We start from the raw sequence: 17,406 nt of genomic DNA on the forward strand, positions 1-17,406 counted from the left end.
TCTTCTACTCCACCGCCTGACGCAGGGCGGCGGCGCTCGCCCAGGGGGCCAGCGGCAGGGCGCCGGCCAGAAGGCCGCCCAGCAGCAAAAGATGCGGGCGCGGGGTCAGGCCGTTCAGCGCGGCGTCGATGGCCCCGGCGCCGAAGATCAGCACGGGGATGTAGAGCGGCAGGATCAGCAGCGACAGCAGCACGCCGCCGCGCCGGGCGCCCAGGGTCAGCGCGGCCCCGATGCTGCCGATCAGGCTGAGGATCGGCGTGCCGACCAGCAGGGTCAGCACCAGCACCCCGAACCCCTCCGCGTCCATGTTCAGCAGCAGCGCCAGCAGCGGCGCGGCGGCGATCAGCGGCAGGCCGGTCACCAGCCAGTGGGCCAGCGTCTTGGCCAGCACCACCGCCTCCATCGGCAGGGTGGACAGCGACAGCAGTTCCAGCGAGCCGTCCTCGTAGTCGTTCTGGAACAGACGCTCCAGCGACAGCAGCGAGGCGAGCAGGGCCGCCACCCAGATCACCCCGGCGGCGATGCGGGCGAGGATGTTCGGCTCCGGCCCCACCCCGAAGGGGAACAGCACCACGCACAGAACGAAGAACATCACGGCGATGCTGGCGTCCGAGCCCTGGCGCAGCGCCAGCCGCAGGTCGCGCCCGATCAGGCGCAGAAAGCGGGTCACGCCACGTCCTCCTCTTCCAAAACGTCGTCGTCCTCGCCCCCGTCGTCCTCGTCGTGGGGGACGGGGGTGAACGCGTCGAGGTGCAGCTCGCCGGCGCCGGGCATGGCGATGTCCACATGGGTGGAGACGGCGACCATGCCGCCGCCGGCCCGGTGCTCCGCGATGATCTCCTCGAACAGGGCGATGGCCGCGCGGTCGAGCGCCACGGTCGGTTCGTCGAGCAGCCACAGGGCGGCGGGGGCGGCGATGATGCGGGCGAGGTTCAGGCGCCGCTTCTGCCCCGCCGACAGGTAGCGCCCCGGCACGTTGGCGATGTGCGGCACGCCCAGACGGTCCAACGCCTTCAGCGCGTTGCCCCGCGGGTCGGCGGCGCCGCCCAGCGTGGCCCAGAAGGACAGGTTCTCCACCGCGCTCAGCACCGGCTTCACCGCGTCGAGATGGCCGACATAATGGATGCGGCCGCGGTGGGCGTCGGGATCGTCGGTCACCGGCACGCCGTCCCAGGACAGCTGGCCGCGGATCGGCTTGAGCAGCCCGGCCATGACGCGCAGCAGGCTGGACTTGCCGCTGCCGTTGGGGCCGAGCAGGAACAGCGCCTCCCCCGGCGCGATCCGGAAGTCCAGCCCGGTGAAGACCAGCCGGTCGCCACGGAGGCAGGTCAGCGCGGAACCGGCGAAAACGGGCATGGCGACGGGCGGGCTCTTGCGGTGGACGAAGCGGGGGGAGCTATAGCACAGCCCGTCCGGGCGCCAAAAAGAAACGGCCTCACAAAAGGTCGGGCCAAACGGAAACGGCCGCAAAAAGAAACGGCCATCGCAAGGGGGTTCTTGCGATGGCCGCCGATCCAGCCGGGGCCTGGCTGGGGGCCCCGGAAAACCGGAGCCCTGATCGTCGCTTAGGGGCCGGGCCGCAGGGGTTCACGGGTCCGGCCAGCCACTTCATGCCGTAAGGCTCCGTCTGGTTTAGGGCCAGAAAGTGGCGAAATTTTGATCCGATGAATGTCCCTTTCCATTCCAGGGCATTGCCCGGGCGGTGCGGAGCGGGCATTCATAGGCGCCTTCGGCCTTCGCCGCTCAACCGGACCGGGTGCCCGCCATGACCCTGCTGATCGACCTGTTCAACGGCCTTCCCGACATCGCCCGCATCATGCTGATGCTCAGCGTGGTGGCGGCGTCGGGGCTGGCGCTGGGGCAGATCAAGCTGCGTGGCGTGGGGCTCGGCATCGGCGGGGTGCTGTTCGCCGGCATCGCCGCCGGGCACGTCGCCAAGGCGCTGGGCCTGACCTTCGACCATCACGTCCTGCATTTCATGCGGGAGTTCGGGCTGATCCTGTTCGTCTACACCATCGGCGTGCAGGTCGGCCCCGGCTTCTTCGCCGCCCTGAAGAAGTCGGGCCTGACGCTGAACCTGCTGGCCGCCTCGCTGGTCGGGCTGGGGGTGCTGGTGGCGGTGGCGATCCACGAGATCGGCGGGGTGCCGCTGCCGGCGGTGCTGGGCATCTTCTCCGGCGCCGTCACCAACACGCCGTCGCTGGGCGCCGCGCAGGAGATGCTGCGCGAGGTCGGGGCCTCGGCGGCGGAGATCAACACGCCCAGCCTCGGCTACGCCGTCGCCTACCCCTTCGGCATCGTCGGCATCCTCATCACCATGGGGCTGATCCGCGTCGTCTTCCGCATCGACCCGGCGGCTGAGGCCGAGGCCTTCGAACGCAAGCGCCGCGCCCAGGTGGAAACCTTGGAGACGCTGGACGTCGCCGTGCGCAACCGCTCGGCCATGGGGCTGCCACTGCGCGAGATGGCGCTGTTCGGCGACCAGGGGGTGATGATCTCCCGCCTGCTGCGCGAGGGGCGGCTCCAGGTGCCGCACCCGGACACCTGCCTGCGCGCCGGCGACGTCGTGCATCTGGTCGGGCCGCGGGTGAAGCTGGAGGCGACGAAGCGGCTGCTCGGCGAGGCGGCGGAGGTCACCCTGACCACCAAGGGCACCGACATGCGCTGGGACCGGCTGGTCGTCACCAACGAGCATGTGCTGGGCAAGGCCATCGGGCAGCTCGACCTCGCCGACGCCTACGACGTGGTGGTCAGCCGGGTCAACCGGGCGGGGGTGGAGCTGGTGCCGAGCCCGGCCCTGCACCTCCAGTTCGGCGACATCCTGACCGCCATCGGCAAGCCGTCCGACCTTCAGCGGGTGGCGGCGCTGATGGGCAACTCGGCGCGGCGGCTCCAGCAGGTGGAGTTCGTCCCGGTCTTCATCGGCATCCTGCTGGGCGTGCTGCTCGGCTCCATCCCCTTCTACATTCCGGGGATGCCGGCGCCGCTGAAGCTGGGTCTGGCCGGCGGGCCGCTGGTGGCGGCGATCCTGCTGGCGCGCATCGGCCATATCGGGCCGCTGGTCTGGTTCATGCCGCCGGCCGCCAACATGGCGCTGCGCGAGATCGGCATCGTGCTGTTCCTGGCGGTGGTCGGGCTGATGTCCGGCGACCGCTTCGTCGAGACTTTGGTGCACGGCGACGGGTTGCTGTGGATCGGCTGCGGCGTGCTGGTGACGCTGATCCCGCTGCTGGTCGTCGGCGTCGTCGCGCGGGCCTTCGCCCGGCAGAACTACCTGACGATCTGCGGGCTGCTGTCCGGCAGCATGACGGACCCGCCCGCGCTCGCCTTTGCAAACGCAATGAGCGCATCGGAGGCTCCCGCCCTCGCCTATGCCACTGTTTACCCTATGGTTATGTTTCTGCGTATCCTTGCACCGCAGTTGATCGTCCTATTCCTCTGGTAGCAGGGCGGTCTGTCCTCGCGTGGGGAGACGCGGCCATGCACGCGCTCATCGACCTCTTCCTGGCCATGCCGCCGATCGCGCGCGTGGTGTTCATGCTGGGCATCACCTCGGCCCTGGGGCTGGCGCTCGGCCACATACGGCTGCGCGGCGTCGGGCTGGGCATCGGCGGCGTGCTGTTCGCGGGCATCGCGGTCGGCCATTTCGCCAAGCAGGCGGGGGTGACGCTGAACGCCGAGATGATGGAGTTCATCCGCGACTTCGGCCTGATCCTGTTCGTCTACACCATCGGCATCCAGGTCGGCCCCGGCTTCTTCGCGGCGCTGAAGAAGTCCGGGCTGGCGCTGAACGGGCTGGCGCTGCTGATGGTCGGGTCGAGCATCCTGCTGACCGCGATCCTGGTGCTGTTCGACCTTGTGCCGCTGGGCTCCGGCCTCGGCGTCTTCGCGGGCGGGGTGACCAACGCCCCGGCGCTGGCCGCCTCGCAGCAGGTGCTGAAGGAGGTCGGGGCCGACGCCGCGGTGATGGCCCTGCCCGGCCTGGCCTTCGCGGTCACCTACCCCTTCGGCATCGCCGGCAACCTGCTGGCCATGGCGGCGGTGCGGATCGTCTTCCGCATCGACCCGCAGGAGGAGGCCAGGGCCTTCGAGGCCGCCCGGCGCGCCGAGGTCGCGGCGCTCGACACCATGGACATCGCCGTCACCAACCCGGCCCTGCGCGGGGTGCGGCTGGGCGACCTGACCCTGCTGCCGAGCCTGGGGGTCTGCGCGTCACGGCTGCTGCGCGGCGGCCAGCTCCGCGTGCCCGGCGAGGACACCCGGCTGGAGGAGGGCGACGTGCTGCACGTCGTCGGCCCGCGCCTGCGGCTGGAGCAGGTCCGCCTGCTGATGGGGCGGGAGGCCGACGTCCGGCTGACCACCAAGGGCAGCGACCTGCGGTGGGAGCGCATCGTCGTCACCGCCAACCCGGTGCTGGGCAAGTCCATCGCCGCGCTGAACCTGAAGGGGGCGTGCGACGTGGTGGTCAGCCGCGTCAACCGCGCCGGCGTGGAGCTGGTGCCCAACGCCGCGCTGAAGCTGCAGTTCGGCGACATCCTGACGGTGATCGGCAAGCCCGACGACCTCAAGGCCGCCGGCTGCATCATCGGCAACTCCGAACGGCGGCTTCAGACGGTGGAGATGATCCCGGTCTTCGTCGGCATCACGCTGGGGGCGCTGCTGGGCGCTATCCCGCTGTTCCTGCCGGGCATGCCGGCGCCCTTGCGGCTGGGCATGGCCGGCGGGCCGCTGATCGTCGCCATCGTGCTGGCGCGCATCGGCCACATCGGGCCGCTGGTCTGGTTCATGCCACCCGCCGCCAACCTCGCCCTGCGCGAGATCGGCATCGTCCTGTTCCTCGCCGTGCTGGGCATCGCGTCGGGCGACCGCTTCGTCGAGACGATGGCGAGCGGCGCCGGGCTGCCCTGGATGGCCTGGGGCGTCCTGGTCACGCTGGTGCCGCTGCTGCTGACCGGGCTGCTGGCGCGCGGCGTGATGAAGCTGAACTTCCTCAGCATCTGCGGCGTGCTGGCCGGGGCGCAGACCAACCCGCCGGGCCTCGCCTATGCCAACGCGGTGGTCGCGTCGGAGGCGCCGGCGCTGGCCTACGCCACCGTCTACCCGCTGGCCATGTGCCTGCGCATCCTGGCGCCGCAGCTTCTGGTGCTGATGCTGTGGTGAGGGACGCGACGTCCCGGAGAAGGTTGTGAAAATCCGCGTTGCGGGGGATTGTCCGGCGGTCTAGCCTAGCGGCACCGTCCAGGGTTGGGCGGTCCAGACCGTTCCCCGCCCCGCTTCCCGCCGACAAGCCCCGCATGCACCGACACCCGCCCACGAATCCCCACGCCCCCGAAGCCGTCCTCGTCGAGAATGTCCACAAGCGCTTCGGTCCGCTGGAGGTGCTGAAGGGCGTCTCCCTGACCGCGCGCGAGGGCGACGTCATCACGCTGATCGGCTCCTCCGGCTCCGGCAAGAGCACGCTCCTGCGCTGCATCAACATGCTGGAGGTGCCGGACGAGGGGCGGATCGTCATCGGCGGCGAGGCCATCGGCCTGAAGAAGGCGCGCGGCGGCCAGACCGTCCCCGCCGATTCCCGGCAGGTGGACCGCATCCGCACCCGGCTGGGCATGGTGTTCCAGAGCTTCAACCTCTGGACCCACATGACCATCCTGGAGAACGTCATCGAGGCGCCGGTCCATGTGCTGGGCGTCCCGAAGGCGGAGGCGGTGGACCGTGCCCGCAAGCTGCTGGACAAGGTGGGCATCCTGGCCAAGGCCGAGTCCTACCCGGTGCAGCTCTCCGGCGGGCAGCAGCAGCGCGCCGCCATCGCCCGCGCGCTGGCCATGCAGCCCAAGGTGATGCTGTTCGACGAGCCGACCTCCGCGCTCGACCCCGAGCTGGTGGGCGAGGTGCTGCTGGTCATCCGCCAGCTCGCCGAGGAGGGCAACACCATGATTCTCGTGACGCACGAGATGGGCTTCGCCCGCGAGGTCGCGTCGGAGGTGGTGTTCCTCCACCAGGGCCGGATCGAGGAGCGGGGACCGCCCGACCGGGTTCTGGTCAATCCGGAATCGGACCGCGTGCGACAGTTCCTGTCGCGCCACCTGTCCGGCGGCGGCTGAATCGGTCGCGCGAGAACGGCCCGCTCAATTCCCTTGACTGGCGCTGTAAAACCGTAAACCTCAGAGCCTGCCCGAGCATAAGAGCCATCCATAAGGGCATCAGAACAGAGGAGGTTTTCCCGTGAAGAAGATCGTTGCGGCGCTGGCGCTCGGCGCCATCGTGGCGGTCGCCGGCACCGCCGTCGAAGCCAAGGACTGGAAGAAGATCCGCATCGCCACCGAGGGCGCCTACGCCCCGTGGAACGCGACGGACCCGTCGGGCAAGCTGATCGGCTTCGAGCCGGACCTCGCCATGGAACTCTGCAAGAAGATGAAGGCCGAGTGCGAGATCGTCGCCCAGGATTGGGACGGCATGATCCCGGCCATCCAGCAGGGCAAGTACGACGCCATCATGGCGGCGATGTCGATCACCGACGAGCGTGAGAAGGTCATCGCCTTCGCCGGCCCCTACGGCACCGAGCCGTCGATGTTCGGCACCATGAAGAATTCGCCGCTCGCCAAGGCGACCTTCCCCGGCGAGCGCTACGACCTGTCCAAGGACGACCCGAAGGCCGCCATCGCCGCCCTGGCCGATGCGCTGAAGGGCAAGACGGTCGGTGTGCAGACCTCGACCATCCAGGCGAACTTCATGGAGCAGCTTCTGCCGCAGGTGTCGGTCCGCACCTACGACAAGCTGGACAACGCCGGCATCGACATGGCCGCCGGCCGCGTCGACGCCATCTTCGGCGACCGTTCGGCGGTGGACGCCATCATCAAGACGGACGCCGGCAACATGACCCTGTTCGGCCCGGCTTTCGCGCGCGGCGTCCTGGGCAAGGGCGTGGGGGTGGGCCTGCGCAAGGCCGACGGCGACCTGAAGGAGCTGTTCAACAAGGCCATCGCCGAGGCCAACCAGGACGGCACCATCACGAAGCTGAGCACCCAGCACTTCGGCTACGACATCTCGATCAAGTAACCGGCCATCATGTGAAGGGATGCCCCCTCTTCCCGTCGCGGGGAGAGGGGAACCCGGTTCGGAGCCCTTTCGGAGCCCTTTCGGAGCGCATGTTCGAACTTCTCTCCTTCGGCCCGAACGGGTGGGGCGGCCAGCTTCTCGGCGGGGCCGCGATGACGGTCGCCGTGTCGGTGTCGGCCTTCGTCCTCGGCCTCGTCTTCGGCTCGCTCGGCGCGTCGGCGAAGCTCAGCCGCAACCTCGCCCTCACCGGCGTGGCGGAGGTCTACACCACCGTCGTCCGCGGCGTCCCCGAACTGCTGGTCATCTATCTGCTGTTCTTCGGCGGCAGCGGCGCGGTCATGGCTGTCGGCCGGGTCTTCGGCTACGAGGGCTACATCGAGCTGAACGCCTTCTCCATCGGCGTCCTGGCGGTCGGGCTGATCTCCGGCGCCTATTCGACGGAGGTGATCCGCGGCGCGGTCCAGGCGGTGCCCCACGGCCAGATCGAGGCCGCGCGCGCCTGCGGCATGTCGCGCTGGCTGATCCTGCGCCGCATCCTGGTGCCGCAGACCCTGCGCTACGCCCTGCCGGGGCTGGGCAACGTCTGGCAGCTCACCCTGAAGGACACGGCGCTGATCTCCGTGACGGCGCTGGCCGAGATCATGCGCGTGTCGCATGTGGCGGCGGGGTCGACCCGCCAGCCGTTCCTGTTCTACACCACCGCGGCGGTGCTCTACCTCCTGCTCACCACCGTCTCCACGGTGGCGTTCGAGCGGGCGGAACGCTACGCCAATCGCGGCGTGCGGAGGGCCTGACCCATGAACTGGGAACTGATGTGGGACAGCGTGCCCACCCTCCTGCGCGGCGTTCCGGTGACCCTGCAGCTGGTCGGGCTGGCGCTGCTGTTCGGCGCGGGCGTGGCCTTCGCGGTGGCGCTGCTGCGGCTGTACGGCAGCCGCGTCACCGAGCGGCTGATGGCCGCCTATGTCTTCGTGTTCCGCGGCACGCCGCTGCTCGTGCAGATCTTCCTGATCTATTACGGCATGGGCCAGTTCGAGCTGGTGCGCAGCAGCTTCCTCTGGGTCTATCTGCGCGAGCCTTTCTGGTGCGCCATCCTGGCGCTGACGCTGAACACCGGCGCCTACACCAGCGAGATCCTGCGCGGCGCCATCCTGTCGGTGCCGCAGGGCCAGATCGAGGCGGCGCGGGCCTGCGGCATGTCGCGCACGCTGCTGTTCCGGCGCATCGTGATGCCGGTGGCGATCCGCCAGATGCTGCCGGCCTACGGCAACGAAGTGATCCTGATGGTGAAGGCCAGTTCGCTCGCCAGCACCATCACGCTTCTGGAGATCACCGGCATCGCCCGCAAGATCATCGCGCAGAGCTTCGCGGTGTTCGAGGTGTTCATCGTGGCGGGCAGCATCTATCTGCTGCTGAACTTCCTCGCGTCGCGCCTGATCCGCTACGCCGAGTGGCGCATGACGCCGTACCTGCGGGCGCGGGGGTAGGCTGCCGGCCCTCCCCTGCGCAGCGGGAGAGCAACACACAAGGGTTGGGATAAGGGCAAGGGAAAGAGGTCGGAACTCACCCCCCCAGATACCCCAGCATCCCCTTCCCAACCCGCGCGCCCATGGCGAAGCAACCCTGGAGGAGGTAGCCGCCGGTCGGCGCCTCCCAATTCAGCATCTCCCCGGCGACGAAGGTGCCCGGCAGGCGGGTCAGCATCAGCGACGCATCCAACTCCGCCAGACGGATGCCGCCGGCGGTGGAGATGGCGCGCTCGATGGGCCGCACGCCGGTCAGCACCATCGACAGGCCCTTGATGTGGCGGGCCAGCGCCGCCGGGTCCGACAGCTCCGACGCCGGGGTGAACTCGCGCAGCAGGGCGGCGCGCGGGCCGGTCAGCGACAGGGACTTCTTCAGGAAGGTGGACAGCGACTCCGCACCGCGGCGGCGCAGCCGTTTGGCGATCGCCGACTCCGGCAGGTCCGGCATCAGGTCGATGGTCAGGGCGGCCCAGCCCTCGCGCTCGATGGCGTCGCGCAAGGGGGCGCTCAGCGCGTAGACGGCGCCGCCCTCGATGCCGGTCTCGGTGACGACGAACTCGCCCTTCAGCCGCCGGTCGGCGAAGGCGAGGCCGACGCTCTTGACCGGCTGGCCGGCGAATCGTTCGCGCAGATGATCGGACCAGGGCACCTCGAAGCCCATGTTGGACGGACGCAGCGGCGCGATGTCCACCCCGCGCGCCGCCAGCAGCTCCGTCCAGGCGCCGTCGGAGCCGGTGCGCGGCCAACTCGCCCCGCCCAGCGCCAGCAGGGTGGCGCGCGGGGCGACGGTGGTTTCGCTGCCGTCGCCGCGCTGGAAGCGCAGCGCGCCCCGCTCATCCCAGCCGAGCCAGCGGTGGCGGGTGTGCAGGGTGACTCCCAGCCCTTCCAGCCGGCGCAGCCACGCGCGGACCAGGGTGGAAGCCTTCATCTGCACCGGAAAGACACGCCCGCTGGAGCCGACGAAGGTCTCGATCCCGAGCCCCGTTGCCCAGTCGCGCAGGTCCGCCGGGGAGAAGGCGGCCAGCAGATCGGCGAACAGCGGGGCCTGCGCGCCGTAGCGGGTGGTGAAGGCGTCCAGCGCTTCGGAATGGGTCAGGTTCAGCCCGCCGCGCCCGGCCAGCAGCAGCTTGCGCGCCGGGGTGGGCATCCGTTCATAGACGGCGACCGAGCGGCCCGCCGCGGCGATGACCTCCGCCGCCATCAGCCCGGCCGGACCGGCGCCGATGATCGCGACATCGGAAGAGAAGGCGTCGGGAGAGAGGGCGGTGTCAGGGGCGTCGGTCATCGGGTCCCCCGAGGGGTGAAGGATGTCGACCGGTCCCGTCCGCACCGCCTTCGCCGAAGGAAAAAGCAGGGTTGGACGGGACCGGGGCACTCAAGAAGCGGGAATCGGCGGCGCAGGACCGGATCAGTCCGCGTCGTCCTCCTGGGCCACCTCGTCGGCAAGGTCGTTGGCCATGTCGGCGAAATAGCCCGCGTCCACCTCCAGCCCGTTCTCCTCGCAGATCCGCATGAAGATGCGGTAGGCGTGCAGGATCGCGACGTCGAGAACGGCGAGATCGCCCTCCTCGCTGTGCTTGTCGGTGACGCCACGCTCCTGGAGCGTGCCGACGATGTCGTGAGAGGCGGCCTGAAGCACCGCTTCCATGGCTTGTTTGTGAAGGGTCGACATCGCGGGGGTCCTCTTTCTCAAGTGGTCGTCTGCCGGCGGGCGCGGCGTGTTCGGTGCCGGCCCGTGGTAGAAAACCCCTCTTAGCAGCTTCGGGTTCTCGCCGCAGCGATCATCGCGCGCCGTCCTTCGCATGGCTCTGCAGATAGGTCAGCAGCAGGCGGCCCTCTTCCTCGTCCAGCCGGGTCAGCCGCTTCATGGCGTTCATCTTGCCGATCCAGGCGTTCGCGTCGAAGGCGGCCGGCGGGTGCAGCGTGTGGCAGAGCGAGCAGTTGGCGTCATAGACCCGCGCCCCGTAATCCCACAGCGCGCCGAGCGTGCCCACATAGCCGCCCGCCCCGGTCCAGGCGGTCAGGCGGACCTCCGTCCATTCCTGTTCGGTCTCCGGATCGGTGACGCTGCGCAGCGCCACCGCCTGCCCCGCCGCAGCGGCGCTCAACTTGACCGTGGTGATGCGCTTGCCCGGTTGGGCGTAGAGGGTCTGGGTGGAGGTTCCGCGCTGCCAGCCGGTGATTTCCACCCGCAGGGCCCCGCCCTCCGCCGCCAGGACCCTTACCGGAGTCGCCGCGGCGATCTCGCCGTCTCCACCAGCCCCCGGAACCGGCGGAGCGCCGTACAGGGCGAGGCTGGTCAGGGCGTAGGCGGTGTCGCCGGGCTTCAGGGCCAGCGCCTTCGCTTGGTCCGACAGACCGGCGAAGAGTTGGCGATGGTCGGCGGTGACGTCGGGGAAGCTGTGGGCAATGCCTTTGTGGCAGTCGATGCAGGTCTTGCCGGCCTTCTCCGCCCCTTCCATGGCGCTGGCCGCCTTCGGCGTCTGCTTGTGGAAGTCCATGGCGCCGAAGGAATGGCAGTTGCGGCATTCCTGGCTGTCGGTGGCCCGCATGCGGTCCCATTCGCGGCGCGCCAGCGTGTGGCGCTTGGCCTCGAACTTCTCCTTGCTGTCGATGGAGCCGATGAGCCAGTGGTACAGTTCGCCCGACGCCTGCACCTTGCGGATCACCTTGTGCGTCCAGTCGCGCGGGACGTGGCAGTCGGCGCAGGTCGCCCTTACGCCGGAAGCGTTCTGGTAGTGCGGCGAGGCCGTGTACTCGGCGTACACGGTGTCGCGCATCTCGTGGCAGGAGACGCAGAACTCCATGCTGTTGGTGGCTTCCATCGCGGTGTTGAAGCCGCCCCAGCCGACCACCCCGACGACGACGCCCACCAGACCGGCCAGCGCGAGCGCCCCGAAGCCGCTCGCCGTCTTCCATCCCCACCGCATGTCGATACCCTGATAACCACCTTGAACAGGTGAGGGGGTGCGCGTTTCCGGCACGTCCGGCACAAGCGCACCCCCCTCACCCTAACCCTCTCCCCGGAGGGGAGAGGGAATAGCTTCCCGAACCGTCAGTCGAAGGGATGCGGCTTCGGCGTCTTGTCCGTGGACGGCGGCAGGATCGGCAGAGCGAAGCTCGGCTGGTCACCGGTCAGCGTCTTCAGGAAGGCGACGATCTTGGCGTTCTCGTCGGTCGAGAACTTCTTGCCCAACTGGATGCGGCCCATGACGTCCACAGCGTCGGACAGCGTCGCGGCCTCGCCGTCGTGGAAGTAGGGGTAGGTCAGCGCGACGTTGCGCAGCGTCGGAACCTTGAAGTTGAAGCGGTCGGCCTCCTCCTTGGTCACCGCGATGCGGCCCTCGGCGGGGTTGTTGGTCTTGTAGGGCTCGACGACGCCCATCTTCTGGAAGGTGTTGCCGCCGACGGCCGAGCCGTTGTGGCAGGCGGTGCAGCCCGAGTCCTTGAACAGCTCGTAGCCTTCCAGCTCGACGGTGGTCAGGGCCTTCTTGTCACCCTTCAACCACTGGTCGAAGCGGGAGTTCGGCGTGACCAGCGTCTCCTCGAAAGCGGCGATGGCCTTGGTCACCTCCTCGATGGTGATCTTGGTCTCGCCGAAGACCTCGCCGAATTCCTTCTGGTATTCGGGGATGGAGCGCAGCACCTCGACCGCCAGGGCGTGGGTGGAGCCCATCTCGCCCGGGTTGGCGATCGGACCGCCGGCCTGCTCCTGCAACGTCAGCGCGCGGCCGTCCCAGAACTGCGCGACGTTCAGGCTGGAGTTCAGCACGGTCGGCGAGTTGATCGGGCCCTGCTGCCAGTTGTGGCCGATGGAGGTCTTCAGGTTGTCGGTGCCGCCCATGGACAGGTTGTGGCACGAGTTGCAGGAGATGAAGCCGGACTTGGACAGCCGGGGATCGAAGTACAGCTTCTTGCCGAGTTCAACCAATCCGGGATTGGTGACCTTCGCCGGCTCGATCGGCGAAATCGGTTCGTCGGCGGCGAACGCGGGCACGCCGAAGGTGGCGACGGAGGCCGCCAGCATGGCCGCGAACGACACGGCAGCACGCATGGACATCGCACTTCTCCCTTATCGAAGTTCTAATATTTTGGCTAATGCCTTGATGCGTAATGACAGTGGCACGGCGCCTTCTGGTGATACCAGTGACAGGCGTGTCGCGCGGCAACTTGCCGCATGTCCGCACACAAATTGTGCCCATTCAAAACAATCCTCCATCCCGGCATGAAAAAGGGGCGGCGGGACAGCCCGCCGCCCCCATCGGGACGCCAACCAGTTGATGATCTTAGGTTGCGCCTACTCGGCGGCTTGGCTGGTCATGCCGCCTTGCGCGCCGGACGGCGGCATGCCCTTCGCCACCTCGTCCGCCGTGGCGCGGTGGACCTTCACGGAGCCGGTCCACTGGCCCCAGGGCTTCGGATCAAGCGTGTCGCCGTTCTTGCCCAGCGCTTTCAGCCGCTTCTGGTCCTCGTCGGTCAGCACCTGCTTGGGCAGGGGGGCCAAGCCGGCGACGTCGGCGGCGGTCATGCCCAGCATGCCGGCGACCCGGCTGCCGTAGTCGTCATGGATCAGGAAGAAGTGCCAGAGCATCCGCTCCTGGACGTCGCGTTCGCACTGGCCGAGCAGGGTGCCCATGTTCAGGACCAGATCGTCGCGCTCCCAGTCCATCATGGTGCAGTAGCGGGCGCGCGCCTGGACGTAGTCGTTGCGGCGCTCGATCACGCTGCGGGTCAGGCGGCCGTGGAGTTCCGGCGGGTTGTTCGGCTCCTCCCGCTGGGCCTCGCTGAGGCCGTTGTGAATGGACGGTTCGAAATTGACGTGCGGGTTCTGCCCCGGCGCCAGATCGCGCTGGTAGGACATCTGGCCGCCCGACAGGTTGGTGGCGACCGGCGCATTCTTGGCTTGGTTGATCGGCAACTGCTGGTAGTTGGGACCGACCCGGTAGCGCTGCGTGTCGGAGTAGGAGAAGGTCCGCCCGACCAGCATCTTGTCGTCGGAGAAGTCCAGCCCGTCGACCAGAACGCCGGTGCCCATGGCGATCTGTTCGTTCTCGTTGAAGAAATCCTCGACGTTGCGGTTCAGCGTCATCACGCCGACATGGCGCAGCGGGAAGTCCGACTCCGGCCAGATCTTGGTGTCGTCCAACGGGTCCCAGTCCAGCTCGGGATGGTCGTGGTCCTCCATAATCTGGACATACATATCCCACTGCGGGTAATCGCCCCGGTCGATGGCCTCGAAGAGGTCCTTGGAGGCGGAGCCGAGATCCTGCCCCTGCACCTTCGCCGCCTCGTCCGCCGTCAGGCAGGCGACGCCGCAGCGCGGGTGGAAGTGGTATTTGACCAGCACCGTGTCGCCGTTGGCGTTCACCATCTTGTAGGTGTTCACGCCGAAGCCTTCCATGTGCCGGTAGTTGGCCGGAATCCCGCGCGGGCTGAACAGATGCGTCAGCATGTGCATGGATTCGGGCGTCTGGCTCATGAAGTCGAAGATGCGATTCGGTTCCTGCCGGAAGGTCACCGGGTCGGGCTTCAGCGAATGGATGACGTCGGGGAACTTGATGGCGTCGCGGATGAAGAAGACCGCGAGGTTGTTGCCGACGAGGTCCCAGTTGCCGTCCTCGGTGTAGAACTTCACCGCGAAGCCGCGCGGGTCGCGCGCCACCTCCGACGAATCGCGCCCGCCGATGACGGTGGAGAAGCGGATGGCCAGCGGGGTCTTCTTGCCGGCTTGGCCGAACAGCTTGGCGCGGGTGTATGTCGACGCCGGTTCGTCGCCGATCTTGCCCGTCGCCTCGAACTCGCCGTAGCAGACGAAGCCGCGGGCGTGGACCACGCGCTCCGGAATGCGCTCGCGGTCGAAATGGGAGATCTTCTCCAGGAACTGGTAGTTCTCCAGCGTCGCCGGCCCGCGGGCCCCCACGGTGCGCTGGGATTGGTTGTTGGTGATCGGGTGGCCCTGACGGTTGGTCAGAGTCTTCGATTGGTCAGCCATCGCATTCTCCCTGAACAGCAAGCCGTGCCGGCGCACCCCTGGGGCGTCCGGTTGGGAGGTCAACGGCCCCAGTTTGGAACCGTTCCAATCCAAAACGCCGGATGGCGGCACCCTGTCCGTCAGGGAGATGCCCAAACGGAAAAGGGCGGCCCCGAGGGACCGCCCTTTCCACAAACGTCGTGGATGACGCGGGCTATCAGAAGCCCATGCCGCCCATGTCGTCCATGCCACCCGGCATGCCGGCCGGAGCAGCCTTCTTCTCCGGCTTCTCGGCGATCATCGCCTCGGTGGTGATCAGCAGGCCGGCGATCGAGGCCGCGTCCTGCAGGGCGGTGCGAACCACCTTCACCGGGTCGATGATGCCGGCGGCGACCAGATCGGTGAACTCACCCTTCTGGGCGTCGTAGCCGAAGTTGGCGTCGTTCTGGTCCAGCAGCTTGCCGACCACGATCGAACCGTCGGTGCCCGCGTTGTAGGCGATCTGACGGACCGGGGCCTGCAGGGCGCGGCGGATGATCTCGATGCCGACGCGCTGCTCGTCGTTGATCGGCTTCAGGGCGTCGAGCGCCTTGGTGGCGTACAGCAGGGCGGTACCGCCGCCGGCGACGACACCCTCTTCCACCGCGGCGCGGGTGGCGTGCATGGCGTCGTCAACGCGGTCCTTGCGCTCCTTCACCTCGACCTCGGTGGCGCCGCCGACGCGGATGACGGCAACGCCGCCAGCCAGCTTCGCCAGACGCTCCTGCAGCTTCTCGCGGTCGTAGTCCGAGGTGGTCTCCTCGATCTGCGCCTTGATCTGGCCGATGCGGGCCTGGATGTCCTCGGCCGAGCCGGCGCCGTCGACGATGGTGGTGTTCTCCTTGGAGATCACGACCTTCTTGGCGGTGCCCAGCATGTCGATGGTGACGTTCTCGAGCTTGATGCCGAGATCCTCGGAGATGACCTGGCCGCCGGTCAGGATGGCCATGTCCTCCAGCATCGCCTTGCGGCGGTCACCGAAGCCCGGGGCCTTGACGGCGGCGACCTTCAGGCCGCCACGCAGCTTGTTCACGACCAGGGTCGCCAGGGCCTCGCCCTCGACGTCCTCGGCGATGATCAGCAGCGGACGCGAGGACTGCACGACGGCCTCGAGGACCGGCAGCAGGGCCTGCAGACCCGACAGCTTCTTCTCGTGCAGCAGGATGAACGGGCTCTCGAGGTCCGCGATCATCTTGTCGGCGTTGGTGATGAAGTACGGCGACAGGTAGCCGCGGTCGAACTGCATGCCCTCGACGACGTCCAGCTCGGTCTCGAGGCTCTTGGCCTCTTCCACCGTGATGACGCCCTCGTTGCCGACCTTCTCCATGGCCTGGGCGATCATCTTGCCGATCTCGCCTTCGCCGTTGGCGGAGATGGTGCCGACCTGGGCGATCTCGTCGTTGGTCGTGACCTTCTTGGCACGGCCGCGGATGTCGTTCACGACGGTCTCGACAGCGAGGTCGATGCCGCGCTTCAGGTCCATCGGGTTCATGCCGGCAGCCACCGACTTCACGCCCTCGCGGACGATGGCCTGGGCCAGAACGGTCGCCGTGGTGGTGCCGTCGCCGGCCAGGTCGTTCGTCTTCGACGCGACCTCACGCACCATCTGGGCGCCCATGTTCTCGAACTTGTCCGACAGCTCGATTTCCTTGGCGACCGAGACGCCGTCCTTGGTGATGCGCGGAGCGCCGAAGGACTTCTCGATCACGACGTTGCGGCCCTTCGGACCCAGCGTCACCTTCACGGCGTCGGCGAGGATGTCCACACCGCGCAGCATCTTCTCGCGCGCGGAGGCGGAGAACTTAACTTCCTTGGCAGCCATTGCTCACTTCCTTGAAATTCGGGGGGTTGGATCGCTCAGCGCGGGCGGAGGCTCAGGCCTCGACGACGCCCATGATGTCGGATTCCTTCATGATCAGGAAATCCTCGCCCTCGATCTTCACCTCGGTGCCCGACCACTTGCCGAACAGGATGCGGTCGCCGGCCTTCACGTCGAGCGCAACGACCTTGCCGCTCTCGTCACGGGCGCCCGGACCAACCGCGACCACCTGGCCCTCCTGGGGCTTTTCCTTCGCGGTGTCGGGGATGATGATCCCGCCCTTGGTCTTGGTGTCGGACTCCAGACGCTTGACGACGACGCGGTCGTGCAGCGGACGGAACTTCATGGGGATGCCTCCAGGATCAAGGCTTATTGAAAGGATTGGCGCCGGGCTCGGGGCTGTTAGCACTCTCCCCCGGCGAGTGCCAGACAGCTAATCGAGCTGCGGTTTTGATTCAAGAGGGTCGTTGCGGCAATCGGTGCGATTCCTGGCAGCAGTCGCCCATCCTTGCTGCTAATGCATTGAAATAGCAGAAAAAATTTTGTTGATCGCCGCAGCCGCGAACGGCACACTTTCACAAAAGAATCACCAGGACGCAGCGGAAGGACGCCATCGGTTCCACCATCACGGAGGCAGAGCATGGCCAGTCTGGGTCTTCAGCTTCGCGACTACCGCCTGACCACGGCGGAGATTCTGTACCACATGCCCGACCACCCGCACCTGCTGCAGAGCTATCTCTGGCAGGACCTGGACATCGCTCCCGCCTACCCGGTGCTGCGCCGGTTCCTGGATTTCTGGCAAGCCAACCTGGACGGCAAGCTGCATTCGGTGAAGCTGGCGACCAACCGCCTGATCACGCCGGGCGAGGCCCGCGCGGTGGCCGCGGAATTCCGCTGGACCTGAAGCGCGGAGCGCCTCCCCGTACGGGAAAATGTGAAAAAATAAACTATTATTAAGGGTTTACTGCTTCGGATACCCTTTCTTCAGCACGAAT

16 protein-coding genes are annotated in these 17,406 nt (G+C 67.9%); 7 read left to right on the top strand and 9 right to left on the bottom strand.

Going from position 1 to position 17,406, the window contains the following annotated elements:
• Positions 1 to 4: 4 nt before the first annotated feature.
• Positions 5 to 670: a heme exporter protein CcmB gene (gene ccmB / locus FHW79_RS01910; protein WP_014238686.1), complete on the bottom strand. Its 666-nt coding sequence runs from the start codon at positions 668 to 670 to the stop codon at positions 5 to 7.
• A complete protein-coding gene (gene ccmA / locus FHW79_RS01915; RefSeq protein WP_183177410.1) occupies positions 667 to 1,356 on the bottom strand; it encodes a heme ABC exporter ATP-binding protein CcmA in 690 nt (229 codons plus the stop codon). Before ccmA ends, ccmB begins: the two co-directional genes overlap by 4 nt.
• A 409-nt stretch (positions 1,357 to 1,765) precedes the next feature.
• On the opposite strand from ccmA, the gene FHW79_RS01920 reads away from it, so the two are divergent.
• From FHW79_RS01920 to FHW79_RS01945, 6 genes are all read left to right on the top strand, one after another.
• Positions 1,766 to 3,445, top strand: coding sequence for a putative transporter (locus FHW79_RS01920; RefSeq protein WP_183177411.1), 1,680 nt, complete (start codon positions 1,766 to 1,768; stop codon positions 3,443 to 3,445).
• A gap of 35 nt (positions 3,446 to 3,480) precedes the next feature.
• Complete coding sequence (locus FHW79_RS01925) at positions 3,481 to 5,160, top strand: putative transporter (RefSeq protein ID WP_211108048.1); 1,680 nt, start codon at positions 3,481 to 3,483, stop codon at positions 5,158 to 5,160.
• Positions 5,161 to 5,294: 134 nt separating this feature from the next.
• Positions 5,295 to 6,101: an ATP-binding cassette domain-containing protein gene (locus FHW79_RS01930; RefSeq protein ID WP_145622999.1), complete on the top strand. Its 807-nt coding sequence runs from the start codon at positions 5,295 to 5,297 to the stop codon at positions 6,099 to 6,101.
• A 121-nt stretch (positions 6,102 to 6,222) separates the two neighbouring features.
• Entirely contained in the window at positions 6,223 to 7,056 is an 834-nt protein-coding gene (locus FHW79_RS01935; protein WP_183177412.1) for a transporter substrate-binding domain-containing protein, read from the top strand.
• A gap of 89 nt (positions 7,057 to 7,145) precedes the next feature.
• Entirely contained in the window at positions 7,146 to 7,850 is a 705-nt protein-coding gene (locus FHW79_RS01940) for an ABC transporter permease (protein ID WP_014238679.1), read from the top strand.
• A 3-nt stretch (positions 7,851 to 7,853) separates the two neighbouring features.
• Positions 7,854 to 8,543 carry an ABC transporter permease gene (locus FHW79_RS01945; RefSeq protein ID WP_183177413.1) on the top strand — a complete coding sequence of 230 codons (690 nt, stop codon included), beginning with the start codon at positions 7,854 to 7,856 and terminating at the stop codon, positions 8,541 to 8,543.
• 76 nt (positions 8,544 to 8,619) lie between these two features.
• Here the strand turns inward: FHW79_RS01945 and FHW79_RS01950 are convergent, their stop codons facing one another.
• The 7 genes from FHW79_RS01950 to groES all read right to left on the bottom strand — a co-directional run bounded on the left by FHW79_RS01950 (position 8,620) and on the right by groES (position 16,757).
• The gene (locus FHW79_RS01950; RefSeq protein WP_183177414.1) at positions 8,620 to 9,867 is read right to left on the bottom strand and encodes a TIGR03862 family flavoprotein; all 1,248 of its coding nucleotides are present in this window, start codon (positions 9,865 to 9,867) and stop codon (positions 8,620 to 8,622) included.
• 123 nt (positions 9,868 to 9,990) lie between these two features.
• Positions 9,991 to 10,254 (bottom strand): hypothetical protein, encoded by a 264-nt coding sequence (locus tag FHW79_RS01955; protein ID WP_035670820.1) that lies wholly within the window; start codon positions 10,252 to 10,254, stop codon positions 9,991 to 9,993.
• 109 nt (positions 10,255 to 10,363) lie between these two features.
• Positions 10,364 to 11,512 (bottom strand): NapC/NirT family cytochrome c, encoded by a 1,149-nt coding sequence (locus FHW79_RS01960; protein ID WP_183177415.1) that lies wholly within the window; start codon positions 11,510 to 11,512, stop codon positions 10,364 to 10,366.
• A 125-nt stretch (positions 11,513 to 11,637) separates the two neighbouring features.
• Complete coding sequence (locus tag FHW79_RS01965) at positions 11,638 to 12,642, bottom strand: cytochrome-c peroxidase (protein WP_281389996.1); 1,005 nt, start codon at positions 12,640 to 12,642, stop codon at positions 11,638 to 11,640.
• A gap of 237 nt (positions 12,643 to 12,879) precedes the next feature.
• Positions 12,880 to 14,574, bottom strand: coding sequence for a catalase (locus tag FHW79_RS01970; protein ID WP_183177416.1), 1,695 nt, complete (start codon positions 14,572 to 14,574; stop codon positions 12,880 to 12,882).
• Positions 14,575 to 14,770: 196 nt separating this feature from the next.
• Positions 14,771 to 16,414 (bottom strand): chaperonin GroEL, encoded by a 1,644-nt coding sequence (gene groL / locus FHW79_RS01975; protein WP_183177417.1) that lies wholly within the window; start codon positions 16,412 to 16,414, stop codon positions 14,771 to 14,773.
• A gap of 52 nt (positions 16,415 to 16,466) precedes the next feature.
• Complete coding sequence (groES, locus tag FHW79_RS01980) at positions 16,467 to 16,757, bottom strand: co-chaperone GroES (protein ID WP_014239088.1); 291 nt, start codon at positions 16,755 to 16,757, stop codon at positions 16,467 to 16,469.
• Between the two features lie 294 nt (positions 16,758 to 17,051).
• Here groES and FHW79_RS01985 point away from each other — a divergent pair, with 294 nt between their 5' ends.
• Positions 17,052 to 17,315 carry an usg protein gene (locus FHW79_RS01985; RefSeq protein WP_183177418.1) on the top strand — a complete coding sequence of 88 codons (264 nt, stop codon included), beginning with the start codon at positions 17,052 to 17,054 and terminating at the stop codon, positions 17,313 to 17,315.
• Positions 17,316 to 17,406 lie beyond the last annotated feature (91 nt).

It is taken from the genome of Azospirillum sp. OGB3 (assembly GCF_014192915.1).
Taxonomy (GTDB): Bacteria; Pseudomonadota; Alphaproteobacteria; order Azospirillales; family Azospirillaceae; genus Azospirillum.